The sequence below is a fragment of the Candidatus Tectomicrobia bacterium genome (genome assembly GCA_016192135.1).
Classification (GTDB): domain Bacteria; phylum UBA8248; class UBA8248; order UBA8248; family UBA8248; genus 2-12-FULL-69-37.
Genome location: JACPUR010000003.1, coordinates 61,334 through 84,542 on the forward strand (window position 1 = coordinate 61,334; position 23,209 = coordinate 84,542).

The 23,209-nt window shown below is 70.2% G+C and carries 21 protein-coding genes and 1 tRNA gene; 12 read left to right on the forward strand and 10 right to left on the reverse strand.

The annotated features are described in order from the left end of the window. The 4 genes from HYZ11_02400 to HYZ11_02415 all read left to right on the forward strand — a co-directional run bounded on the left by HYZ11_02400 (position 1) and on the right by HYZ11_02415 (position 5,366). Entirely contained in the window at positions 1 to 972 is a 972-nt protein-coding gene (locus HYZ11_02400) for an ABC transporter permease (protein MBI3126438.1), read from the forward strand. A 46-nt stretch (positions 973 to 1,018) separates the two neighbouring features. After that, complete coding sequence (locus tag HYZ11_02405) at positions 1,019 to 1,888, forward strand: ABC transporter permease (GenBank protein MBI3126439.1); 870 nt, start codon at positions 1,019 to 1,021, stop codon at positions 1,886 to 1,888. A gap of 112 nt (positions 1,889 to 2,000) precedes the next feature. Further along, complete coding sequence (locus tag HYZ11_02410) at positions 2,001 to 3,833, forward strand: SGNH/GDSL hydrolase family protein (GenBank protein ID MBI3126440.1); 1,833 nt, start codon at positions 2,001 to 2,003, stop codon at positions 3,831 to 3,833. 33 nt (positions 3,834 to 3,866) lie between these two features. After that, positions 3,867 to 5,366 carry an alpha-amylase gene (locus tag HYZ11_02415; protein ID MBI3126441.1) on the forward strand — a complete coding sequence of 500 codons (1,500 nt, stop codon included), beginning with the start codon at positions 3,867 to 3,869 and terminating at the stop codon, positions 5,364 to 5,366. Between the two features lie 174 nt (positions 5,367 to 5,540). Here the strand turns inward: HYZ11_02415 and HYZ11_02420 are convergent, their stop codons facing one another. The 6 genes from HYZ11_02420 to HYZ11_02445 form a co-directional block, all read right to left on the reverse strand. Further along, on the reverse strand, positions 5,541 to 6,071 hold the full coding sequence (locus HYZ11_02420; protein ID MBI3126442.1) for an NYN domain-containing protein: 531 nt from the start codon (positions 6,069 to 6,071) through the stop codon (positions 5,541 to 5,543). Positions 6,072 to 6,223: 152 nt separating this feature from the next. Then, complete coding sequence (locus tag HYZ11_02425) at positions 6,224 to 7,048, reverse strand: maleylpyruvate isomerase family mycothiol-dependent enzyme (protein ID MBI3126443.1); 825 nt, start codon at positions 7,046 to 7,048, stop codon at positions 6,224 to 6,226. A gap of 567 nt (positions 7,049 to 7,615) precedes the next feature. Then, positions 7,616 to 8,434 carry a maleylpyruvate isomerase family mycothiol-dependent enzyme gene (locus HYZ11_02430; GenBank protein MBI3126444.1) on the reverse strand — a complete coding sequence of 273 codons (819 nt, stop codon included), beginning with the start codon at positions 8,432 to 8,434 and terminating at the stop codon, positions 7,616 to 7,618. A 191-nt stretch (positions 8,435 to 8,625) separates the two neighbouring features. Further along, positions 8,626 to 9,492, reverse strand: a complete 867-nt coding sequence (locus HYZ11_02435; protein ID MBI3126445.1) for a xanthine dehydrogenase family protein subunit M — start codon at positions 9,490 to 9,492, stop codon at positions 8,626 to 8,628. Beyond that, positions 9,489 to 11,837 carry a xanthine dehydrogenase family protein molybdopterin-binding subunit gene (locus tag HYZ11_02440; GenBank protein ID MBI3126446.1) on the reverse strand — a complete coding sequence of 783 codons (2,349 nt, stop codon included), beginning with the start codon at positions 11,835 to 11,837 and terminating at the stop codon, positions 9,489 to 9,491. The genes HYZ11_02435 and HYZ11_02440 overlap by 4 nt, the downstream gene beginning before the upstream one ends. After that, complete coding sequence (locus HYZ11_02445) at positions 11,837 to 12,328, reverse strand: (2Fe-2S)-binding protein (protein MBI3126447.1); 492 nt, start codon at positions 12,326 to 12,328, stop codon at positions 11,837 to 11,839. The genes HYZ11_02440 and HYZ11_02445 overlap by 1 nt, the downstream gene beginning before the upstream one ends. A gap of 248 nt (positions 12,329 to 12,576) precedes the next feature. Here HYZ11_02445 and HYZ11_02450 point away from each other — a divergent pair, with 248 nt between their 5' ends. The 4 genes from HYZ11_02450 (at position 12,577) to HYZ11_02465 (ending at position 17,332) form a co-directional block, all read left to right on the forward strand. Continuing rightward, positions 12,577 to 13,698 (forward strand): aldo/keto reductase, encoded by a 1,122-nt coding sequence (locus tag HYZ11_02450; protein ID MBI3126448.1) that lies wholly within the window; start codon positions 12,577 to 12,579, stop codon positions 13,696 to 13,698. 188 nt (positions 13,699 to 13,886) lie between these two features. Then, positions 13,887 to 15,161: a hypothetical protein gene (locus tag HYZ11_02455; protein ID MBI3126449.1), complete on the forward strand. Its 1,275-nt coding sequence runs from the start codon at positions 13,887 to 13,889 to the stop codon at positions 15,159 to 15,161. Between the two features lie 296 nt (positions 15,162 to 15,457). Continuing rightward, a complete protein-coding gene (locus HYZ11_02460) occupies positions 15,458 to 15,745 on the forward strand; it encodes a type II toxin-antitoxin system RelE/ParE family toxin (protein ID MBI3126450.1) in 288 nt (95 codons plus the stop codon). Between the two features lie 9 nt (positions 15,746 to 15,754). Further along, entirely contained in the window at positions 15,755 to 17,332 is a 1,578-nt protein-coding gene (locus HYZ11_02465) for an NAD(P)/FAD-dependent oxidoreductase (protein MBI3126451.1), read from the forward strand. Between the two features lie 110 nt (positions 17,333 to 17,442). On the opposite strand, the gene HYZ11_02470 is transcribed toward HYZ11_02465, so the two are convergent. Then, positions 17,443 to 19,362 (reverse strand): propionyl-CoA synthetase, encoded by a 1,920-nt coding sequence (locus HYZ11_02470; protein ID MBI3126452.1) that lies wholly within the window; start codon positions 19,360 to 19,362, stop codon positions 17,443 to 17,445. A gap of 594 nt (positions 19,363 to 19,956) precedes the next feature. On the opposite strand from HYZ11_02470, the gene HYZ11_02475 reads away from it, so the two are divergent. Continuing rightward, positions 19,957 to 20,042: transfer RNA gene (locus tag HYZ11_02475), tRNA-Leu, on the forward strand. A gap of 20 nt (positions 20,043 to 20,062) precedes the next feature. On the opposite strand, the gene HYZ11_02480 is transcribed toward HYZ11_02475, so the two are convergent. The 3 genes from HYZ11_02480 to HYZ11_02490 form a co-directional block, all read right to left on the reverse strand. Then, positions 20,063 to 20,458 carry a DUF5615 family PIN-like protein gene (locus HYZ11_02480; protein MBI3126453.1) on the reverse strand — a complete coding sequence of 132 codons (396 nt, stop codon included), beginning with the start codon at positions 20,456 to 20,458 and terminating at the stop codon, positions 20,063 to 20,065. An 8-nt stretch (positions 20,459 to 20,466) separates the two neighbouring features. Then, on the reverse strand, positions 20,467 to 20,682 hold the full coding sequence (locus HYZ11_02485) for a DUF433 domain-containing protein (GenBank protein ID MBI3126454.1): 216 nt from the start codon (positions 20,680 to 20,682) through the stop codon (positions 20,467 to 20,469). Between the two features lie 131 nt (positions 20,683 to 20,813). Continuing rightward, positions 20,814 to 21,782: an MBL fold metallo-hydrolase gene (locus HYZ11_02490; GenBank protein MBI3126455.1), complete on the reverse strand. Its 969-nt coding sequence runs from the start codon at positions 21,780 to 21,782 to the stop codon at positions 20,814 to 20,816. Between the two features lie 202 nt (positions 21,783 to 21,984). Here HYZ11_02490 and HYZ11_02495 point away from each other — a divergent pair, with 202 nt between their 5' ends. The 3 genes from HYZ11_02495 to HYZ11_02505 form a co-directional block, all read left to right on the forward strand. Beyond that, positions 21,985 to 22,536: a carboxymuconolactone decarboxylase family protein gene (locus tag HYZ11_02495; GenBank protein ID MBI3126456.1), complete on the forward strand. Its 552-nt coding sequence runs from the start codon at positions 21,985 to 21,987 to the stop codon at positions 22,534 to 22,536. A 120-nt stretch (positions 22,537 to 22,656) separates the two neighbouring features. Beyond that, positions 22,657 to 22,839, forward strand: coding sequence for a hypothetical protein (locus HYZ11_02500; protein MBI3126457.1), 183 nt, complete (start codon positions 22,657 to 22,659; stop codon positions 22,837 to 22,839). A gap of 127 nt (positions 22,840 to 22,966) precedes the next feature. Beyond that, positions 22,967 to 23,209 (forward strand): hypothetical protein (locus HYZ11_02505; GenBank protein ID MBI3126458.1); only part of this gene is annotated, 243 nt, incomplete at its 3' end.

Genomic DNA, 23,209 nt, shown 5'->3' on the forward strand with positions numbered 1-23,209 from the left:
ATGCACAAGTACATCCTCAAGCGGACCCTGCTCATGATCCCCACGCTCTTCGGGGCGGCGGTGCTCGTATTCGTGCTGCTCCGGCTGATCCCGGGTGACACGTGCGAGCTCCGCCTGGCCGGGACCGGCGCCTATTTCGACGAAAGCGCGCTCAAGGTGTGCCGGGAGCAGGCCGGCCTGAACCGGCCCATGGCCGCCCAGTTCCTCGACTGGATGTGGGGCATCGTGCGCCTCGACTTCGGTTACTCCATGTGGACGGGCCAGCCCGTCACGGCCGAGATCGCCCTCCGCTTCCAGCTTTCCCTCCAGGTGGCCATCATGGCCACCCTCGCCGCCACGATCCTCGCCATCCCGCTGGGCACCATCTCGGCGATCAAGCAGGACACCTGGGTGGACTACGTGGTGCGCGGCTTCAGCATCGCCGGCCTGGCGATGCCCTCCTTCTGGCTCGGCATCCTCATCATCCTGGGCCTGCTCATCTCCACCCAGCGCTTCCTGGGGGAGCCGTGGATGCCGCCGCTCGAATACATCCCCATCTGGGAGGACCCGGGGCGGAACCTCATCCAGCTCGTCTGGCCCGCGCTGGCGACGGGCTACCGCTACTCCGCCGTCGCCACCCGGATGACGCGCTCGGCCCTGCTCGAGGTTCTGCGCGAGGACTACGTCCGCACGGCCCGCGCCAAGGGCCTCATCGAGAAGCTGATCATGCGCCGCCACGCCCTCAAGAACGCCCTCCTCCCGGTGACGACGGTCATCGGCCTGGAGTTCGCCTTCCTCATCGGAGGGCTGGTGGTGACCGAGCAGGTGTTCAACCTGAACGGCGTGGGCAAGCTGTTCGTCGAGGCGGTGTCCCACCACGATTACACCTTGACCCAGGCGCTCGTGATGCTCGTGGCGTTTGTCTTCATCCTGACGAACTTCGTCATCGATATCTTCTACGCGTGGATCGATCCGCGCATCCGGTACCGCTAGGAGCGAGGCCATGGTCGAATTGCGCACCCCGCCGCTCGCGGCGCCGATGGAAGGCGAGGCCGCTCCGCGCAGCTTCTGGCGCGAGGCCGTCCGGAACGTGACCTTCCGCAAGCCCCTCGGGGCGGCGGGGGCGTTCATCATCCTCCTCATGATCGCCATGGCTCTCCTGGCGCCGGTCATCGCGCCCTACAACCCCGTGGCGAACGTCTATGAGAAAATCCATCAGCCGCCGAGTTTCGAGAATTGGCTGGGGACCGATCAGTTCGGCCGGGACATCCTGAGCCGCATCATCTACGGCGCACGCACGGCGCTTCTGGTGGGCTTCGTCTCCTCTCTTATCGGAGCGACCCTGGGCCTGCTCCTCGGCGTGGCCAGCGCCTACTTCGGCGGGCGCTTCGACCTCATCTTCCAGCGGGTGATGGACGTATTCATGGCCTTCCCGCTCATCATCATGGCGCTGGCGGTCGTGTCGATCTTCGGCACGGGCGTCCAGAACGTCATCATCGCCATCACCATTCCCTTCATCCCCCGTTGCGCCCGCGTGGTGCGATCGAGCGCCCTCGCCATCCGCGAGATCCCCTACGTGGACGCCGCCCGCGCGCTGGGCTTCCGGCACGGCCGGATCATCGTCCGCCACATGGTCCCCAACGTGATGGCCCCCTACCTGATCATGCTGACCTCCTTCATGGCCCAGGCCATCCTCCTGGAGGCCTCCCTCTCCTACCTGGGGCTGGGCGTGCAGGAGCCGGTCCCCGCCTGGGGCCTCATGCTCCAGGGCGGGGCCGAGGAATACGCCGAGAGCGCCCCGTGGATCGCCATCTTCCCCGGCTTGGCCATCAGCCTCTCCGTCTTCGCCTTCAACCTGTTCGGGGACGCCCTGCGGGACGCCCTGGATCCCCGGCTCCGCTCCGACTGACGCGCCGCTCCATATCATCCTCCGCCCCCGGCCCGCCCGCGATCCGCCCGCCTCCTATGCGCCCGCCCCGCCTTCGCGGTAGGCTATGTCCTCCTTGAGAGGAAGGGTCCTCATGGCGGCGCAGATGCGATCGGTGGCCGGGCCCGTCCTGTGCGTCCTCCTGGCCTTCTGGGGGTTCGGCATGGCGGGGGATCGGGACGCGCGCCCCGTGAAAGGGCGGGCGCCCCTCGAGGCGGTTGCGCCCGCCGGCCCGTGGAGCGCCCCCGGCCCCTACGAGCGCTCGTCCCGCGCCGTCCAAAGCCGGGGGGCGGCCCCCGGGCTCCGGATCCCCTTTCCCGCGGCGGACGCCTACCGGCTCCGCATCTTCTACAAGCTCGAAGGGAAGGCGCCGGGCGAAGCCCTCATCGGCGGACAGGCCGTGGCCCAGCTCGAGCCGGGGGGGTGGGGCCGCGCCAGCTTCAAATCTCCCCTGGTCCGGCCGGGGGAACCCCTGCCCGTCGCCTTCCGGGTGCCCGAGGGAGGCAAGCTGATCCTCCGGCGGGTGGACTTCCAGAACTACCTCGTCCGGGCCGGCTCGCTCGCGCTTCTCAAGCCCGCGGGCGGCCGCGGCGTCCCCCCCTCGCCCGGGCAGACGGGCCTCTTCCTGTTCGCGCTCGTCTTCCTGGGCGCCTGCCTCTCGCTCGCCGGCCGGGGCCGCCGGGAGGGCGAGGCCCTGGATGGCCCCTTCTGGCGGTGGTGCGGCGGCGCGGCGGGGCTCCTCGTCCTCCATCAGTGGCTCTCGCCCTATCCCCTCCATGCCCGGCCGCCGGCGCTGGGGGCCGCCTTCCTGGCCGTCTCCTGCACGGGCGTCCTCGCGCGGCTGGCGGGGGGCGGGAGGGCCCTTCTGCGGCGGGCCGGCCTCGCGGCGGCGGGCGTCCTCATCGCGCTGCTGATCGCGGAGGGGGCCCTGCGGATATGGGACCCGCCCATCAGCCGCCCCCGCATCGGGAGCTACGCGGCCTACTCCGAGGACTACGGCTGGATGAACCGCCCCGGCGCCGAGGGCTGGCAGGTGGATATCCGGTACCATATCCGGATCAACCGCTTCGGCCACCGGGGAGGGGACTATCCCGAGAAGAAGCCGGAGGGGGAGTTCCGCATCCTGGGGCTGGGGGACTCCTTCGCCTTCGGCTGGGGGGTGGCGGAGGAGGACACCTTCCTCAAGGTGGTGGAGCGGAGGTTCCGCGCGGCGGGCCGCCGCGTCCGGGTGATGAACGCGGCCGTCCCCGCCTGGCACAGCTCCCAGTCCCTCCATTACCTTCTCCGCGAGGGTCTGCGCTTCGAGCCGGACCTCGTGGTGATGAGCTTCTTCATGGACGACGTGTTCCCGGCGCAGGTGGATCGCTTCCACCGGAGCGCCAAGGCGCGGGAGCTTCGGGCCGAGGAGGCGTCGCTGCGCCGGAAGAAGAATGCGGCCTCCCTCCGGCTCTACAGCCTCTGGTTCAACTACCGGAAGCTCCTCCGCGCCGGCCGGGAGCAGCGGCGGCTCAACCCCTACCCCACCTTCGAGGCGGAGCGGGAGAGGATCCTCTCCGTCTCCTCCCAGCGGGATTTCGAGCAAATCGGCTCCCTCCGCGAAGGGCTGGACCGGATGATCGGCGAGTGGGAGAAGGCGCGCGAGGCGCACAGGCTGCCCATCGTCTTCACCTTCATCCCGGCGGGCGGGGCCCTGGGCCATCCCGAGCTGCAGGGGCACGCCCGCGCCCTCCAGCGGGCGAGCCTGGCGCGCGGCGTCCCCTACGTGGACGCGGTGTCCCGCCTGGAGCGCCAGCCCGACCCGCGCAGGCTCTACCTCCACCCGCGCGACGGCCACATGAGCGCGGCGGGCCACGCCGTGGTGGGGGAGGCGATCGCCGAGCGGATATTGAAGGAAGGCTGGCTGAAAGGCGGACCGGCCGACAATTGAGCTTGTCGCTGAGCTTGTAGAGGAGTCCATCCCATGACCGCCCCCTGGCCCGCCAACCCCCTCCTCTACGAGATCAACACGCGCGTGTGGTTGCGCGAATTGGCGGGCGGCGGGAAGGGCGCGCGGCCCCTTCCGCTGGATCGGGTCCCCGAGGATGCCCTCCTCCGCTTGAAGGAAACCGGCTGGGACGCCATCTGGCTCATGGGGGTGTGGAAGGGCTCGCCCGAGGGGGTGCGGATCGCCCGGGCCCATCCGGGCCTCCGGGAGGAGTACCGCCGCGCCCTCCCGGACCTGGCGGAGGAGGACGTCATCGGCTCCCCCTACGCCGTGGGTGCCTATGAGGCCGCTCCCGAGCTGGGAGGGGACGCCGCCCTCCTGCACCTTCGGGAGCGGCTGGCGGCGCACGGCATCCGCCTCATCCTCGATTTCGTCCCCAACCACCTGGCCCGCGACCACGCCTGGACGGGGGAGCACCCCGGGGCCTTCATCCAGGGCTCGGAGGAGGACCTGCGGCGCGAGCCCGGGGACTTCTTCCGGGGCCCCGGGGGGCACGTCCTCGCCCACGGCCGGGACCCCAACTTCCCCGGCTGGACCGACACGGTTCAGCTCAACTACGCCTCCCCGGAGGCGCGGGAGCTGATGCGCGGGGAGCTCGCCCGCATCGCCGGGCTCTGCGACGGGGTGCGCTGCGACATGGCCATGCTGCTCCTCCCCCTTGTGATGGAGCGCACCTGGGGCGGCCGGCTGGGGCCCAATCCCGTCCTGGAGAGCTTCTGGCCCGGGGCCATCGCCGCCGCGCGGGAGCGGAACCCCGGCTTCATCTTCATCGCCGAGGCTTACTGGGGGCTCGAGGGGGCGCTCCAGCTCGAGGGCTTCGACTACACCTACGACAAGTGGCTCTACGACCGCCTCCGGGCGGAGGACCCGGGCGCGGTGCGGGACCACCTCCGGGCCTCGGTGGACTACCAGCGGCACTGCGCCCGCTTCGTCGAGAACCACGACGAGGATCGCGCCGCCCGTGCCTTCGGCCCCGCTCGCTGGCTCCCCGCCGCGGCCGTCAGCTTCGGCGCCCCCGGCCTCAAGCTCTTCCACGAGGGCCAGCTCGAGGGGAGGAAGGTGCGCCCCCCCGTCCAACTCGCCCGGCGCCCGACCGAGCCCCCCGACCCGGAGGTGGAGGCCGGCCACCGGCGGCTGATCGCCTTCCTGCGGGAGCCGGTTTTCCGCGAGGGGGAGTTCTCGCTCCCCGATGTGAATTCCGCGGGGCCGGAGGATTCCTCGAACGAGAGAATCATCGCCCTCCACTGGGCCGGGCGCGGCGGAGGCCGCGTCCTCATCGCCGCCAACCTGGGCGAAATCCCCGCATTCGCCCGCATCCCCCTGCCCGCCGGCACGGGCGCCCCCTCCTGGACCCTCCTCGACCGCTGGGACGGCAGCCGCTACCTGCGCGCGGAGGTGGAGATGGCCGGGCTGGGCCTCTTCGTCGCGCTCAAGCCCTGGCAGGTGCACCTGTTCGAGATGACGCCGGGGGGGTGAGGGGAAGGTTCCTGCGCTTGCCCCGTTTGGGGCGGCCATAGGGGCCGCGCATGCAGGGCCGTTGGCCGCCTGGGTCTGTAGGGGCGACCGGCCGGTCGCCCCTATGAAAAAGGGCCATCGCCCCGTTCGATCTGCAGGGGCGGGTTTGAAACCCGCCCCTGCAGGCATTGGCGCCTATAACTTATCCAATCTCCTCTTCCGCTCGCGCTCCTTCTTGGGGAGCTTGCGGGGGTTGCCCTTCTTCTTCGTCGTGAGGCTTCGAGCGGGAGGCGCTTCCTCTGGCTTCTCCTCGTCCATCCACGGCTCGGCTGAGCTCGCCGGAGCCTGGGCCCGCTCGAGCCGCCCGGCGAACTCCCCCGAGCGCAGCACGGCGCCCGCCTGCCCCTGCGCCGCGGCGCCGAGGGCCCGGTCCGAGGTGACGAGGACGGCGCCCTTCATCTCCCCGCGCAGCAGGCGGAGGATCAGCTCGTCCGCCGTCTCGTTCCGCGAGAAGAGCACCCGGATGCCCCCGCCGCCGGGCCCCGCCCCGGCGCCGCCCTTGCCGTCGAAGGCCACCGTGATGGAGAGGGGCTCCCGCGCCGCGCGGCGGTAGGCGCGGAGCCGGCCGAGCAGCGCCTCCCGGCCCGCCTCCAGGTCCCGGCGGAGGAGGCGGCCCAGCTCCGGGATGGCGGGGATGAGGTTGTAGCCGTCGATGAGGAGCTTCACGGGATTCTCCTGACCGTCAAGATCCGACGCGCTGCAGGGGCGGCCCCCCGTGGCCGCCCTACGCCGACGCCGGATGTGTCTGTAGGGGCGCACGGCCGTGCGCCCCTACGGAAAACATGGCCAATTTTTCCCCGGGAAGAAAACCCCCTTCCTCAATACGGCCGGAAGAGGGACTCGATGAGCACATCCGCCTTTGCCTGGTCCCCGTCGACGAGGAGCCGCCCGGCCCGCCTCCGCTCCGCGATGGGCGCCCGGCCGCACACCAGGAGGATCATGTCGCTCGCCGTGGCGGAGAGGCGGGCGTCGCACCGCCCGTTCTGATCCTTGAAGAGGGCGGCCTTGTCCCCGCGGGTTTCCACCTCCCACGCCGCCACCGGTGCGGAGGTTTCGAAGCGGAAGCGGCCGTCCATCCGGGGGTGCTCGGTGTTCTCCCAGAGGAAGGGGAGGCGCTCCTTGAGGATCTCGACGGCCGCGCCCAGGGCGGGGGAGGCGAGCGGGCTCTCCGGCTCGTTCCGGATGTCCCACTCGTGGAGGATGAGCTCGTAGAGGCGCTGATCGGGGAAGTTGCGGAGGGGAGTGGGGCAGCGCGGGTGCCAGCCCGGGAGGTCCAGCTCATGGGGCATGAGGCTCTCCAGGGTGCGCTGGAGCGCCCCCACCGCCTCCTCGAAGCGGTCCGCCCGCGCCGCCCCCGGCAGCGCCAGCAGCTCCTCCATCTGCTTCGCCCGGATGGCCCGGAATTCGGGGATGTCCTTCGCCCCGAAGGGGGGCGCGAGCAGCCCCTTGCGCCCGTTCTCGATGACGCCGCGGTAGAACCGCGCCCCCGAGGTCATGTGGCTCACCACGTGGGCCGCCGTCCAGCCGGGGCAGTAGCTGGGCGCCCGCCACCTCGCCTCGTCGAAGGTGCGGAAGAGGGAGGTGAGGCGGGGGTTCCCCCGCGCGAGCCAGGATGCCGAGGCGCTCCAGGACAGGTCCGCCATGCCCGCTCCTTCAAAAAAAGGGGTCAATATCCCTCAATAAGCGTCACCAACCGTTACTTCGGCGGGGGCGGCGGGCCGGAGGGGGGTGGTCGGACCACGCCGCATGGGCTTTATCCATCCTTTATCCCTCAATATCCGCCAATATCCGCGACAAACAAAAAAGGGGTCTTTTTTGGTCAATATCCGTCAGTATCCGCGACGAGCGACCGGGGGGCGCCTCTTTTCGGCGTGATTATCCGTACTAACCGTTACCAAGCGTGACCCCCAATTTGATGCGCTTTTCCCCTCAATTCCCCTCAATTCGCGAGACGCCCCCGCCCGAGCAGGGGAAAGGCGGGCTCGCGCCGCCCGCAGGGAATATACGCCCCGGCCCCGGAAAGCCATTTACCGCAAATGACGCCAATTTCGCGCACCTTCGTGCTGGGGGCGGAAAAAGATGTCATCCTGAGGGAGCAAAGCGACCGAAGGATATCGGTGTGCCTTTGTCCAAGGACCAAACCGATATCCTTCGCTTCGCTCAGGATGACATGCCCTGCGGCAGCGCACGGTCGTGCTTCCCCTTGCCCCTCAGATCGGCCGGAACACCGCCCGCATGAGGGCCTCCGCCCTCGCCCGGTCCCCCTCGACGCGGAGGCGGCCCTGCGCCTCGCGCGCGGCCGGATCGGCCCGGCCCGTCAGGAGAAGGAGCATGTCCCCCGTCCCCGCCCCCAGGCGGGCGTCGAAGGCATCGCCGGAAACCAAGGCGAGGGCGCCCTCCCGGGCCTCCAGGGTGAAGGCGTGGGCGGGCTCCGTCACCTCGACGCGGAAGCGGCCCGCGAGCGCCTTGTCCGGCGCCCCCTCGAACTGGCGCGGGATGCGCTCCTCCAGCACCCGCGCCACGGTGCCGATGGCCTCGGTCTCGACCGGGGCCTCCGGGCCGTTGCCGAGATCGCGGCGGTGGAGGATCACCTCGCAGAGGCGCTGGCCCGGGAAGAGGCGCAGCGGCAGGCTCCCCTTGCGGTGCCAGGTGGGCCGGTCCAGGTCCCCGGGCCCGAGGCGGGCCAGGGCCTCGTCCAGCCGCCGGTCCGCCTCGGCGAGCCGCGCGACGCGCTCCGGGCCGGGCAGGGCGAGCGCCTCCTCCATGATGGCCGCGCGCCGGGCGGCGAACTCCTCCGCCGATCGGGCGCCCAGCCCGAAGATGACCCGGCCCTCCAGGGCGGCCTCCACCCGATCCGCGTAGGAGGCCGCCCCGCCGGTCATGTGGCCCACCACCTGGGCGGCGCTCCACTCCGGGCAGAGGGTGGGCCCGCGCCAGTCCGCCTCGCTCATGCCGCGAAGGTATTCGTGGAAGCGCGCGTTCTCGCGCTTGAGCCAGGGGATGGCGATTCTCCAGGGCGCATCCGTCATGCCGAATCCTCGACCTCTTTCCCCCCCGGAGGAGCCGCAAATGGCCGTGACTTCCGGCGTGGGAGCAAAAAAGTTGTCATCCTGAGGGAACGAAGTGACCGAAGGATATCGGTGTAGAATTCGTCTTTGCTCAAGAACCAAACCGATATCCTTCGCTGCGCTCAGGATGACACCCTTGCGGAGCTTTCTCCCTATCCCCCCGCCCGCTTGAGCGCCTCATGGAGCGCCCGCCCGGCGTAGACCCGCGCCAGGTGGGCCCGGAACTCCGCCGAGGTGTGGAAGTCGTCCAGGGGCTCGATTCCCTCGGCGGCGAGGGCGGCCGCCTTCTGGATGGCCCCGGGCGAGGCCGCCCCCCCGGCCAGGGCCTCCTCGACCCGGCGGGCGCGGTAGGCCGCGGGGGCCACCCCGGTGATCCCGAGGCGCGCCGAGGCGATCCTCCCGCCGTCCAGGGTCACGATCGCCGCCGCCCCGCACACGGCGAAGCCGCTCGCCTGCTGGGCGGCCTTGAGATAGGCCCCGCCGCTCCGGGGGGGGAGCGAGGGAACCTCGACGGCGGTGAGTATCTCGGCCGGCCCCAGCGCGCTCTCGTAGGGGCCCGTGAAGAAGTCCAGGGCCGGGATGCGGCGCGCGCCCTCCGGCCCGGCGGCGAGCATCACCGCCTCGAGGGCGAGGAGGGCGGCGGGGTAGTCCGCCGCCGGGTCGGCGTGGGCGGCGCTCCCGCCGAGGGTGCCGCGGTTGCGCACCTGGACGTCCCCGATCCGTCCGGCCGCCTCGGCCAGGAGGGGGCAGCCCTCGCGGACGAGGGGGGAGGTCTCCACCTCGTGATGCGCCGTCAGCGCCCCGATGAGGAGGCCGCGGGCCGTCTTCGTGATCCCCGCGAGGCCGGGGATGCGGGCGATGTCGACGAGCACGGCCGGGCGTGCGAGCCGGGCCTTGAGGATGGGCAGGAGGCTGTGCCCCCCGGCGAGGAGCCTGGCGCCCTCGCCGTGCTCGCGGAGGAGGGCGATCGCCTCCTCCAGCGTGCCGGGGCGCTTGTAGTCGAAGGGGGCGGGGATCACCGGGCGCCTCCTTTCGACTCCCGGATCGCCCGCCAGACCTTCTCGGGCCGGAGCGGCATGTCGAGGTGGCGCACTCCGAAGGGCGCCAGGGCGTCCAGCACGGCGTTCACCACGGCGGGGGTCGAGCCGATGGTGCCCGCCTCGCCCACCCCCTTGGCCCCGAGCGGGTTCACGTCCGTGGGGGTGGTGGTGTGGCCGAGCTCGAAGCGCGGGAGCAGGTGCGCCTTGGGGAGGGCGTAGTGCATGAGGGTGGCGTTCAGGGGCTGGCCCCCCTCGCCGTAGATCACCTCCTCCTCCAGCGCCTGCCCGGCGCCCTGGGCGATGCCGCCGTGGATCTGGCCCCGGACCAGGAGGGGGTTGATCATGTTCCCCACGTCGTCCACCGCGACGTAGCGCAATACCTTCACCTCGCCCGTCTCCGGGTCCACCTCCACCAGGACGACGTGGGCCCCGAAGGGGAAGGTGAAGTTCGGGGGCTCGAAGAAACGGGTCTCCTCCAGCCCCGGCTCGGCCCCCGGCGGGAGCTGGATGGCGTCGTAGGCCATGCGGGCGATCCGGGCGAAGGGCGCGGATTTCTCCGGGGCGCTCCGCACGAAGACCTTGCCGCCCTCGAAAGCGATGTCCGAGGGGTCCGCCTCGAAGCGGAGCGCCGCGAAGCGGGCCATCTTGTCCCGCACCTTGTCCCGGGCGAGGACCACCGCCGAGCCTCCCACCACCGTGCCCCGGCTCCCGAAGGTGCCCACCCCGTAGGGCACCACGTCGGTGTCCCCGTGGATGACCTCCACGTCGTCGACCGCGACCCCGAGGCCGTCCGCCACGATCTGGGCGAAGGAGGTCTCCTGGCCCTGGCCGTGGGGGGAGGCCCCCGAGAAGACCGTCACCTTGCCCGACGGCTCGACGCGCACCCGGGCGCTCTCCCAGCCCTGGCCCCCCATGGCGGCGGAGGGGCCCATTCCGCAGATCTCGACGTAGGTGGAGAGCCCGATGCCGAGGTAGCGGCCCTCCTTCCGCGCCTCGGCCTGGCGGCGGCGCATCTCCGGGTAGCCCGCCGTGGCCAGGGCCTTGTCCAATGAGGCGTGGTAGTCCCCGCTGTCGTAGGTCAAGCCCGCCGAGGTGGGGAAGGGGAACTCCGTCTTGGCCGGGAAATTCTTCCGCCGGATATCCACAGGGTCCATGCCCAGCTCGGCGGCGGCCAGGTCCATCATCCGCTCCAGGATGTAGGTGGCCTCGGGCCGGCCCGCCCCGCGGTAGGCGTCGGTCGCCATCTTGTTGGTGAAGACCCCGGTCACCTTCATCTCGATGTTCGGGATCTTGTAGGGCCCGGGGAGCATGAGGCCGGTCAGGGTGAAGATGCCCACCGTCAGGAGCTGGTAGTACGCCCCGCAGTCCGCCAGGACGTTGTAGCGGAGCGCCGTGACGGTGCCGTCGCGCTTCAAGCCCATCTCCACCTCGCCGAGCTGGCCCCGCCCGTGGATGGTGGCGAGGAAGTTCTCGCTCCGGCTCTCGATCCACTTGACCGGGCGGCCGAGGGCGCGGCTGGCGTGGGCGGCCAGGGCCTCCTCGCGGTAGACGTTGAGCTTGCTCCCGAAGCCGCCCCCGACTTCGGGCGCGATGACGCGCAGGCGGTTCTCCGCCATCCCGATCTGCTGGGCGAGGAGGGTGCGCAGCTTGTGGGGCACCTGGGTCGAGGACCAGAGCGTCATCTTGTCCTCGCCCGGCCGGTAGTGGGCGAGCACCCCGCGCGGTTCCAGCGCCAGGGGGACGACGCGGGGATTGGCGATCTTCCGCTTGATCACCACGTCCGCCGCCCGCAGCCCGGCCTCGGCGTCCCCGCCCTTGATCTCCCAGCGGAAGGCCGCGTTGTCCTCGAACTGGTCGTGGACTTTGGGCGCGCCCGGGGCGAGGGCCTTCTCCAGGTCCACCACCGCGTCGAGCGCCTCGTAGTCCACCTCCACGAGATCGGCGGCGTCCCGGGCCTGGTAGCGGGTCTCGGCCGCCACGGCGGCGACGGGCTCCCCGGCGAAGAGGGCCTTCTTCTCCGCGAGGACCGGCTGGGCGGGCACCCGGGCGTCCGGCACGAGCCCCGCCACGGGCACGGGCCCGATCGCCCCGGCCAGGTCCGCCCCGGTGTAGACCGCCACCACGCCGGGGGCGCGGCGGGCCTTCGAGGCGTCCACGCCCCGGATGGCGGCGTGGCCGAAGGGACTGCGGACGAAGGCCAGGTGGAGGGCGCCGGGGAGCTGGATGTCGTCCACGTAGCGGGCCCGGCCCTGGATGAGGCGGGGGTCGTCGCGGCGCTTGATGGGGGCGCCGATGAACTTGGGGGCCTCGGGGGCGCGGGCCATCACCGCCTCCCTCCACCTGGGGCCGCGGGGGCGCGCATCTGGGCGGCGGCCGCCTGGATGGCGTCCACGATGTGCTGGTAGCCCGTGCAGCGGCAGAGGTTCCCCTCGATGCCGCGGCGGATGGCCGCCTCATCGGGGTCCGGGTCGCGCCGGAGGAGCTGCCAGGCGGCCAGGATCATGCCGGGCGTGCAGTAGCCGCACTGGAGGCCGTGCTTCTCCCAGAACTGCTCCTGGAGGGGGTGGAGCGCCCCGTCCCGGGCAAGGCCCTCGATGGTGGTGATCTCGGCGCCGTCCGCCTGGACGGCCAGGACGGTGCAGCTCTTCACGGCCTTGCCGTCCATCAGTACGGTGCAGGCCCCGCAGACGGAGGTCTCGCAGGCGACGTGGGTGCCGGTGAGGGAGGCCTCGTCCCGGAGCAGGTGGACGAGGAGCATCCGCGGCTCGGCGTCGAACTCCCGGGGCTGGCCGTTGATCCGGAGGGAAACCTTCATGGCGGCGCCTCTCGACGGGGGAGCCGGGGGCGAGGCGGGACGCCCCCGATCAAGGCTGGGCCCGCGCCTCAAAAAGTGAGGGAAACGCTTTATCGGGTCTGAATCCAAGCGGCTATGCATCCCAGTATTGAAAACGGGGCCCGGGCTGTCAAGGGAGCCCCGGAGCGGCCCTCCCCGCCTCGCCACGGGGGGGGATAGCGTGTAAGATGCCCCCCGAAGCCGACAGTCCCGCATCCATGGAGGGCCGCATGGCCTACCCCGGCTGCGCCACGCGGGAGGGGACCGCCTCCTACCGGGATTCGCTCTCGGGCAGGGTGGAGCCCCGCCATTTCCGCGAGCTGCAGGATGTCTGGATGTCCTCCGTGGGCATCGGGACCTACCTGGGCGAGGCGGACGAGGCGGCCGACGCCGCCTACCGGGCCTCGGTGGCCGAGGCCGTGCGGCTCGGCTGCAACGTCATCGACACCTCCCTCAACTACCGTTTCCAGCGGAGCGAGCGCAGCATCGGGGGCGCTCTGGCGGACCTGGCCCAGACGGACGGGGCGGTGCGCGAGCAGCTCGTCATCTGCACGAAGGGCGGCTACATCCCCTTCGACGGGGCCGCCCCCCGGACGCGCGAGGAGTACGCCGGCTACCTCCAGTCCACCTACTTCGGGCCGGGCGTCTGCCGGCCGGGCGACATCGTGGCCAATTGCCACTGCATGACGCCGGGCTTCCTGCGGCACTCGCTCGAGGCGAGCCTGCGGAACCTGGGCGTCGAGGCGGTGGACGTCTACTATGTGCACAACCCGGAATTCCAGCTCCAGGAGATCTCGCGCGAGGTGTTCCTGATGCGGCTGCGCCATGCTTTCGCCGAGCTCGAGCGGGCCGTCGAGGAGGGGAAGATCCGCTGCTACGGGACGGCCACCTGGAACGGCTACCGGGCGGACGCCTCGGCGGCCGACCACCTCTCGCTCGACGAGGTGCTCCAGGCGGCCCTGGAGGCGGGGGGGCCGGGCCACCACTTCCGGGTGGTGCAGCTCCCCTTGAACCTCGGGATGCCGGAGGCCTTCGCGAACCCCAACCAGCGCATCGGGGACCAGCGGGTCTCCTTCCTCGCGGCCGCCGCGCGCAACGGCATCACGGTCATGACGAGCGGCTCCATCCTCCAGGGCCGGGCCTCGCGCGGCCTCCCGCCCGTGGTGGGCGAGGTCTTCCCCGGCTTCGAGACCGACGCCCAGCGCGCCATCCAGTTCGCGCGCAGCACCCCGGGCGTGGGCGTGGCCCTCGTCGGGATGAGCCGCCTCGAGCACGTCCGCGAGAACCTGAAGGTGGCCGAGCGGCCCCCGGCCACCTTCGAGGAGTTCATCCGGCTGTTCCGGAAGGAATAGGCGCCGGGGCTCGCGGCGGCTCTGTAGGGGCGAACCTTGTGTTCGCCCCGAACTGGATTCGGAACGGGCGATGACAAGCATCGCCCCTACGGAAGCGTGTTCAACGCCAGGCTCTTTCGCAAACCGCTTTGCCAGGGAATCCGCAACATCTTCACATCAACGCCGCAAGGCACCATCAAGGAGAGAACATGCCCAAGCCTTGGTACCACCCGAACCCGATCCGCGGCGGCGGCAACGACCAGTACACCGGCGTCGACCACGTCCTCACCGAGCCCTGGAAGGAGGAGAAGCGCAACGTCCGCCTCGTCGCCCACTCCGAGCTGAACGGCTGGGGCGACGCCTTCCAGATCCAGGTCGGGGGCGGCATCTGCTACGTCGCGGCCTCGGGCGTGAACGGCCACGACGGGATGACCATCCTCGACGTGAAGGACCCGAAGAACCCGAAGATCGTCAACCAGATCGTGGACACCCCCGCCGCGCGCACCCACAAGGTGCTGCGGATCAACGACCAGGTCCTCATCACCAACAGCGAGCTCCGGCCCAAGCTGCGCTCGAAGTACCCCGACGTGATCGGGGGGCTGCGCATCTTCGACAACTCGGACCCCTTCCACCCCAAGTTCGTGAACTACGTCGAGACGGAGGGCTTCGGCATCCACCGGCCCATCTACGACCGCAAGCGCAAGCTCATGTACTCCTCCGGCTTCAAGGACGGCTTCGAGGGCAAGATCCTCCTCGTCCACGACTTCAAGGACCCCTGGAAGCCCGAGCTCATCGGCTGGGGCTGGGTGCCCGGCCAGAAGCAGGGTGAGAAGCCCTCGTGGGACCCCGGGATCGTGGGCGACGGCGCCTGGCTCCACGAGGGCAACCCCTTCGGCAACTACGTCACCGCGGGCTACTGGGACGCGGGCTTCGCCATGTTCGACCTGGCCGACCCCGCCGAGCCCAAGCTCATGTGGCGCAAGAACCCGCACGAGACCCACGGCTGGGCGGGCTGCTACCATTCCTTCCTCGTGCCCGAGGGCTCGGAGTTCGGCATCGTGACGCAGGAGACCACGACGGTGAACTGCGACCACCCGCCGGCGTTCGTCACCTTCCTCGACATGCGGAACATCCACGAGCCCCTCGTCTGCTCGACCTTCCAGCCCTACGAGATCGACCCGGTCGAGATGCGGCCCGTGGACAAGCGCTGGTCGCGCACCGGCGCGCGCTACGGCGCCCACAACATCTGGCTCGACATGACCAAGGACGACCTGATGTACATCTGCTGGTTCAACGCGGGCCTGCGGGTGGTGGACTGGTCCAACCCCTTCAGCCCGAAGGAAGTGGGCTACTACATCCCGGCCGGGGACAAGTTCCGGGGCTGCCCCCAGAGCAACGACGTCCAGGTGGACAAGGGCACCGGCCTCATCTACGTGGCCGACCGCTGGGGCCTGGGGCTCCACATCCTGGAGTACACGGGGTAGGCCGAGCGGGTTTTCGCGAAAGATCGGCGGGCGGGAGGGGGCGGCCCCTCCCGCCCGTCTTTGCTTGGTGTGCGCCGGAATATGATATGATTTGCGCGATCAGAGTGGAGGGCTATAGCGATGCCCAGATCGGCGAAAGAGGAAATCCGGGACATCCTGGACCGGCTGCCGGATGACGCTTCCTTCGAAGATATCCAATACCATATCTACGTTTGCCAAAAGATCGAGAGGGGCCTGGAAGACGCCAGGGAGGGCCGGACATTGTCGCAGGCCCAAGCAGAGGAAAGCCTGGCCCGATGGCTCGGGAGATAGTCTGGACCCAGGCCGCCCGCCGCGATTTGGAATCTGTCGCCGAATACATCGCCCGAGACTCAATGGCTTATGCATCTACCTTCGTCCAGGAGGTGATCCATGCCTCCCGTTCGCTTGCGGATTTCGCCGACCGGGGACAGATAGTTTCCGAATTTGATGACGAAACTTTGCGGGAGCTTCTGATTCGCTCTTATCGTCTTATCTATCTGGTTGCTGACGATAAAGTGCTCGTCCTGAGCCTCATCCATGGGGCCAGGCGAAAAAATAGATAGAGCCCTCCCATGCCACCCCCCACCAAGCGCGCCCGCTACGACGCCGTCGTCGCCGGGGGCGGCCACAACGGCCTGGTGGCCGCCGCCTACCTGGCGGGGGCGGGCCTCTCCGTCCTGGTCCTGGAGCGCCGGGAGCGGACGGGCGGGGCCGCCGTCTCGGAGCGCCTGTTCCCCGGCTTCGAGGCGGAGCTTTCGCCCTACGCCTACCTCGTGAGCCTCTTCCCCCGGAAGATCGCGGAGGACCTCGGGCTCCGCTTCGAGATGCGCCGGCGCCGCGTCGCCTCCTGCACCCCCTATGAGCGGGAGGGCCGCCGGGGGGCCCTCCTCATCAGCAACGAGGACGAGAGGATCACCGAGGCCTCCTTCCGCGCCCTGCCGGACGGGAAGGAGGAATACGCCGGCTTCCGCCGGCTCCAGGCCCTCGCCCGGGCCGCGGCGGAGCGGCTGTGGCCCACCCTCCTCGGGCCGCTCCCCTCCCGGGAGGAGATGAGGGCGCGCTTCCGGGGGCAAGAAGCCGCCTGGGACTTCCTCTTCGAGCGGCCCCTGGGCGAGGGGATCGAGCGCCACCTGCGGGACGACCTGGTGCGCGGCCTCGTCTTCACGGACGCGACCATCGGGGTGCTGGCCGACCCGCACGACCCGGGCCTCCTTCAGAACCGCACCTTCCTCTACCACGCGATCGGGAACGGCACGGGGGACTGGTGCGTCCCCGTGGGGGGGATGGGGCGGCTCACGGGGGAGCTCGCGGCCCGGGCGCTCGCGAGCGGGGCGGAGATCCTCACCGGGGCGGAGGTGACGGGCATCGAGCCCGAGACGGGAGGCGCGGGGGTGAGGTTCCGACACGCGGGGGAAGATCACGCGGCGGGCGCCCGGTGGGCGCTCGTGAACCTGGCCCCCCGGGAGCTCGCCCGGGTCCTGCCCGGCTACCGCGAGCCCTGGGAGCCCGAGGAGGGGGCCTTCCTCAAGATCAACATGCTCCTGGAGCGGCTCCCCCGCCTGAAGGGGGGCGTCGGCCCGGCGGACGCCTTCCGGGGCACCTTCCACGCGGAGGAGGGCTACGCGAACATCCGCCTCGCCAACGCCGGGGCGCGGGGGGGCGCCTTCCCCTCGGCCCCGCCCGTGGAAGTTTACTGCCACACCCTGACCGACCCCTCCATCCTCTCGCCGGAGCTTGCCGCCCGGGGCTGCCACAGCCTGGGCCTCTTCGGCCTGGCCGCGCCCCACGGGCTCTTCCTGGAGCGGAACGAGGCGGCCAAGGCGGAGCAGGCGGGGCGCTGTCTCGCCTCGCTCGAGGCGCACCTGGAGGAGCCGCTCGGGGATTGCCTCCTGCGCGGCGCGGACGGCCGCCCCTGCGTCGAGGTCAAGAGCCCCCTGGACGTGGAGCGCGAGCTGGGGATGCCTTTGGGGAACATCTTCCACGGCCGCCTGGCCTGGCCCTTCGCCGAGCGGGAGGAGGAGGGGGGGGCGTGGGGGGTGGAGACGGGCGTTGGGCGCGTCCTCCTCTGCGGCTCGGGGGCGAGGAGGGGCGGCTGCGTGAGCGGCATCCCGGGCCACAACGCGGCCATGAAGGTGCTGGGGAGGGGATGATTATTGGTTGGTTTTGGATGTCATCCTGAGCGAAGCGAAGGATATCGGTTTTAACACCGAGATTCTTCGCTCCCTATGGTCGCTCAGAATGACATCTTTGGTTGCCTGATTTACTCCGTCACCTCCGCCGGGCTCTCCTTGGGGTACCCCAGCCCGTGGAGGGCCTGGGCGATCTCGGCGAGGATGACGGGGTCGTCGATGGTGGCGGGGATGGCGTAGCGCTTCCCGTCGGCGATCCGGGCCATGGTCCCGCGCAGGATCTTGCCCGAACGCGTCTTGGGGAGCCGCGCCACCACGGCGGCCTGCTTGAACGAGGCGACGGGCCCGATGCGCTCGCGCACCATGCGCACCACCTCGCCCGCGATCTCGGTCTTCTCCTTGTGGACCCCCGCCTTCAGGACGAGAAAGCCCACGGGCACCTGCCCCTTCAGCTCGTCCGCCGCCCCGATGACGGCGCACTCGGCCACGTCGGGGTGGGAGGAGAGCACCTCCTCCATCGCCCCGGTCGAGAGCCGGTGGCCCGCCACGTTGATGATGTCGTCGGTGCGCCCCATCACGTAGAAGTAGCCGTCCTCGTCGAAGTAGCCGGCGTCGCCCGTCTTGTAGTAGCCCGGGTACTCGCTCAGGTAGGCGTCGATGAAGCGCTGGTCAGCGTTCCAGAGCGTCGGGAAGCAGCCCGGCGGGAGGGGCAGCCGGACCGTGATGGCCCCCATCTGCCCGGGCTTGGCGGGCCGGCACTCCCGGTCCAGCACGTGGAAGTCGTAGCCCGGCACCGGCTTGGTCGGGGAGCCGTGCTTGACGGGCAGGGGCTCGATACCCACGCAGTTGGCGAGCATGGGCCAGCCGGACTCGGTCTGCCAGTAGTGGTCGATGACGGGGACCTTCACGTTCCGCTCGGCCCACTGGACGGTGTCGGGGTCCGAGCGCTCCCCGGCCAGGAAGAGGGTGCGGAAGCCGCTCAGGTCGTGCCGCTTCATCAATTCGGCGTCCGGGTCGTCGCGCTTGATGGCCCGGAAGGCGGTGGGGGCGGTGAAGAGCACCTTCACCCCGTGCTGGGCGATGACGCGCCAGTAGACGCCCGCGTCGGGGGTGCCGACGGGCTTCCCCTCGAAGAGGATGGTGGTGCAGCCGTGGAGCAGGGGGCCGTAGACGATGTAAGAGTGTCCCACCACCCAGCCCACGTCCGAGGCCGCCCAGTACACCTCCCCCGGGTCCACCCCGTAGACGTGCTTCATGGACCACTTGAGGGCCACCATGTGGCCGCCGTTGTCCCGCACGATGCCCTTGGGCTCGGCCGTCGTGCCCGAGGTGTAGAGGATGTAAAGAGGGTCCGTCGCGCCCACGGGGACGCACCCGGCGGGAGAGGCGGCCGCCATGGCCTCCTCCCAGTCCGCGTCCCGGCCCGGCGTCAGCTCCGCCCGGAACTGGGGGCGCTGGAGGATGATGCAGCCCGAGGGCTTGAACTTCGCCAGCTCGATGGCCTTGTCCAGCAGGGGCTTGTAGGGGATGACGCCCGCGGGCTCGATGCCGCACGAGCCCGAGACGATGACCTTGGGACGGGCGTCGTCGATGCGGGTGGCCAGCTCGTTCGCGGCGAAGCCCCCGAACACCACCGAGTGGACGGCCCCCAGGCGCGCGCAGGCCAGCATGGCGACCACCGCCTCGGGCACCATCGGCATGTAGAGGATGACCCGGTCGCCCTTGCCCACTCCGCGCGCCCGGAGTGCCCCCGCGAAGCGCGCCACGGCATGGAGCAGCTCCCGGTAGGTGAAGGTACGCACCGTGCCGGTGACCGGGCTGTCGTAGACGAGGGCGGGCTGCTCCCCCCGGCCCGCCTCCACGTGGCGGTCGAGGGCGTTGTAGCAGGTGTTCGTCACGCCCCCCGCGAACCAGCGGTAGAAGGGCGGGTTCGTGTCGTCGAGGACCCTCTCCCAGGGCTTCTCCCAGTGGATCTCCCGGGCCGCCTCCGACCAGAAGGCCTCCTTCTCCCGGAGGGAGCGGCGGTGCGCGTCCTCGTAGCGGGCGGTCATGCTCGCTCCTTTCATGAGAGGGCGCGGGGACGGCCCCCGGGACCGGAACATCTCTCGGCGTTTTTCGTTGGGAGGACTATACCAAACCGGGCCGGGGCCGGGCGAGGCACGGCCCTCCCCTTCCTCTCGAAGCCTCGCGCGCGCGTAAAAAATATCCCTGAATAAGCCTGAATATCCCTTAATATCCCTGAAAACCCCTGAAAACGCGCCAGCCGGTGGTTTCGTACGCCGCGCCACATGGGGGGCGAAAGGCGCACTCCTTTGGCATCGTCTCCAATAGTCCGCACTTTTGCGGCGCCTCCTGCCTTCATCCCCGTCGGTATTCCATCCATCGGACCGGCCTGCCTCCGGCGCGGGAGGGGTGCCGCTCCGCCCGGCGGCGGGCGCACGGCCCCGGAGGCCAATCTGGGGCGGGGGAGGGGAAAAGCCGTTACCGCAAATGACCGCAAATGACAGCAATTTCGCGATCGGGGGGATTTTTTTGCGGAAAGGAGGGCTTCGCCGGCGCGGGCGAGGGCAGGAGGGCCGGAGGAGCCGGTATTCAGGGCGCTCCGTTGCTCCCTCCCGCCCCTCCGCCTATCATGCTCGCCGCATGCCCGGGTGGCGGAACGGCAGACGCAAGGGACTTAAAATCCCTCGGGCTCCGGCCCGTGCGGGTTCGACTCCCGCCCCGGGCACCAGGGAATCCCCCTCCGCCGTCCTACGTGAGTCCCGCCTGTTCGCCGCCGCCTCCGCCCACTGGCAACTCTCGAATTCGGTAACGCCCCTCCTCGGCCACGACGACGCTTCCACGCTCCAAAGCCTCGGGCGAGCTTTCCAAGAGGCGGGAGAGGCGTTCAATCACATGAGAAGCGCGGGTATTGTGGAGGCGGAAAATGACGACGCCGATGCGCCGCCCGCGGGCGAGGGCGGCGATTTCGCCAAAATCGAGGTCAAAAGTGAGGAGAATCCGGTTCTCGGAAACGGCTCGGGAAAAAACCTCTTCGTCGGGGGCGCGCTGCATTCCCATGTCGCGCAGGTGGGCCGCATCGTGGCCGTGCTCCCGGAGCCAGCGGACGACACGCCCATCCACGCCCATGTCGGCGAGAAAGCGCACTCGGCCCCCTATGAGATATGGACTTGTTCCTGGGTGAGCCAGGCGGCGTATTCAACCGCCTGCTGGATGTCCTCGCGTTCCAGGTCGGGATAGCCTTCCAGGATCTCCTCGAAGGTGGCCCCGTGGGCAATCTGGCCGACGATGACGGAGACAGGAATCCGCATCCCGCGTATGCAGGCTTTCCCGCCCAGGATTTTCGGGTCGAAGGTGATGCGCTCGAACATCGCCCTTTTCCTCCTTGCCCAATTCTACATCAGGCTTCCCGAATGGCGAAATTGCGGAAAAAGGCGGGCCCCAATCCTGGAGCCCGCCTCTTCTTGCGAAGCTTCCGCGCGGCCTGACCGCCAGCCTCCCTCTACAAATCCTGCCAGCGGGCAGGGATGAAGTCGTACTCGCTCCCGCGCCTGGACACGTTCCCGATGCCGGGGAAGCCCAGGTGGGTCCCGGCGATGGTCAGGCGCTCCTGGCTCGCCATGTCGAGGATGCGCTTGCGCGACTGAACGGAGAGGGGCTTGTCCAGGTCGAAGGTGGCCGCCCAGTCCGGGCGGAGGAACTGGAGGGGCTGGATGTTGACGATGTCCCCCCAGATCAGGAGCCTCTCCCGGCCCGAGGAGAGGAGGTAGGCGGTGTGGCCCGCGGTGTGCCCCGGGCAGGCGATGGCGGTGATGCCGGGCGCCACCTCGCCGTCCTTGGAGATGAGCCGCAGCCGGCCCTTGTAGGGGGAGCCACCCGCCCGCGCGAGCTTGAAGGCCCCCCGGGCCGCCTCGGGCGCCTTGTTCATGAGCGCGTCGCTGTGCCAGTGCTTCCACTCGTTCTCGTGCACGACCATCTCGGCGTTCGGGAAGAGGGCCTGGCCCTCGGGGCTGGCGGCGCCGCTCACGTGGTCGGGGTGCATGTGGGTCATGAGGACGGCGCTGACCTGCGCGGGATCAAGGCCCGCCGCCCGCAGGAGGCTGTGGAAGCGGCCGGCGGTGGGCCCGAGGACGTTGCGGCCGCCGGTGTCCACGGCCAGGAGGCGCCCGCCGGCCGAGATGGCGTGGCAGTTGACGGGGAACACGAACCGGGTGGTGTCCATGTAGTGGACGGCGAGCAGCTTCTTGCCCTCGTCGGTGTTGCCGTCCGGGAGGACGGCGAGGGGGCGGATCAGGTAGCCGTCCATGAACGTGGTGACCGTCATGTCCCCCACCTTGTGCCGGTAGACGCTCGCCACCTGGGTCATCTGGGCCGGGGCCTGAGCGGCGGCCCGGGCTTCCCCGCCGCCGAACAGCCAGGCCGCTCCCGCCGCCGCCGTGCCGATCATGAATTCCCTGCGCGATGGATTCATGGGCTTGCCTCCCCTGGGCTCTGAATCGGGTCCGATCCGTCCGGCATTGCGTGGAATGGGGGCGATTATAGCCGAAGGCGGGGGAGGGGCGCACCCGGCGGGTTTCGGGGCGGGGCGGGCCGGAGGAGGGGTTGGGGCTCGCGTCCCGCCGGTGTAATCTTCCAGCCACGCCACCGCCATTTCCGCCACAGGGAGGAGCCGCATGAGCCGCCTGCCAGTGATCCCCTTGGAGCAGATGACGCCGGAGCAGCGCAAGCTCCACGACCGGATCGCCTCGGGCCCGCGCGGCGCCTTCCGGGGGCCCTTCACCGTCTGGATCCGGAGCCCCGAGTACCTCGACAGGCTCGACCCGGTGGGGGAGTACCTCCGCTTCAAGACGGTCCTCCCGCCGAGGCTCTCCGAGTTCGCCATCCTCATCGCCGCGCGCCTCATGAAGGCGCGGTACCCCTTCCAGGCCCACGAGCCCCTCGCGCTCAAGGGGGGCCTCGCCCCGGCCGTCATCGGCGCCCTGCGCGAGGGGAAGCGCCCGCCGGACATGAAGGCGGACGAGGCGGCCGTCTACGGCTTCGCCACCGAGCTCCTGGAGACCAAGTTCGTGAGCGACGCGGCCTTCAAGGCCGTGATGGACCTCTTCGGGGAGAGGGGCGCCCTCGACCTCACCGTCCTCCTCGGCCACTACGCCATGGTGAGCATGACGGTGAACGCCTTCGAGGTGCCGGTGCCCCCGGGCGTCGAGCCGCCGTTTCCGCTGTAGGGGAGGGGGATTCGGCGACATCGAGGGGCCGTAGGGGCAGGCCCCTGTGCCTGCCCCTTCCGCCCAGGGCGGCCACAGGGGGCCGCCCCTACGCCGCCAGAGGCATGAGAGGGAACCCCGGTGAAACAGCTGGCCGGGAACGCCCACGGCTTCGAGAAGAAGGGCCGCGGCCGCCCCCGCCTCCTGGGCGAGCGCGCCCACATGCTCATGCGCGGGGCCGCCGGGAACATCCACGACTGCCTCGGCGATCACCCCACCGGCGGCCTCCGCGCGAGAGAAGACCCGCCGTGGGAGAACATCTAAGGCCTGCTCCTCCCTCGGAATTTCAGTTCCTGTTATCCGATAGGTCCATCTCACCATACGATTTCATATTGTCGAAAATGATAAAGACAAGTAAAATTTCTCCATGAGGTGAGAATGGGAGGGTGTCATGCCTTCGGACCGCCCGGGCCGTTGCGCGCCCGGGGCGGCGCCGGGAGAGGAGGTGCCTCGCATGGCCATGCGCGGATGGCTCAGGGTGGCCTTGATCTCCGCGGCGGCGTGGGTGGTGGGCGCGGCTCCCGCTTTCGCGCACCATTGCGATTCCATCCGGAATCACATCGCCAATGTCGACCGGGCGATGAGCCAGGACACCACAGCGAGCAATCGCAACTACCACATCAACCAGCGCAAC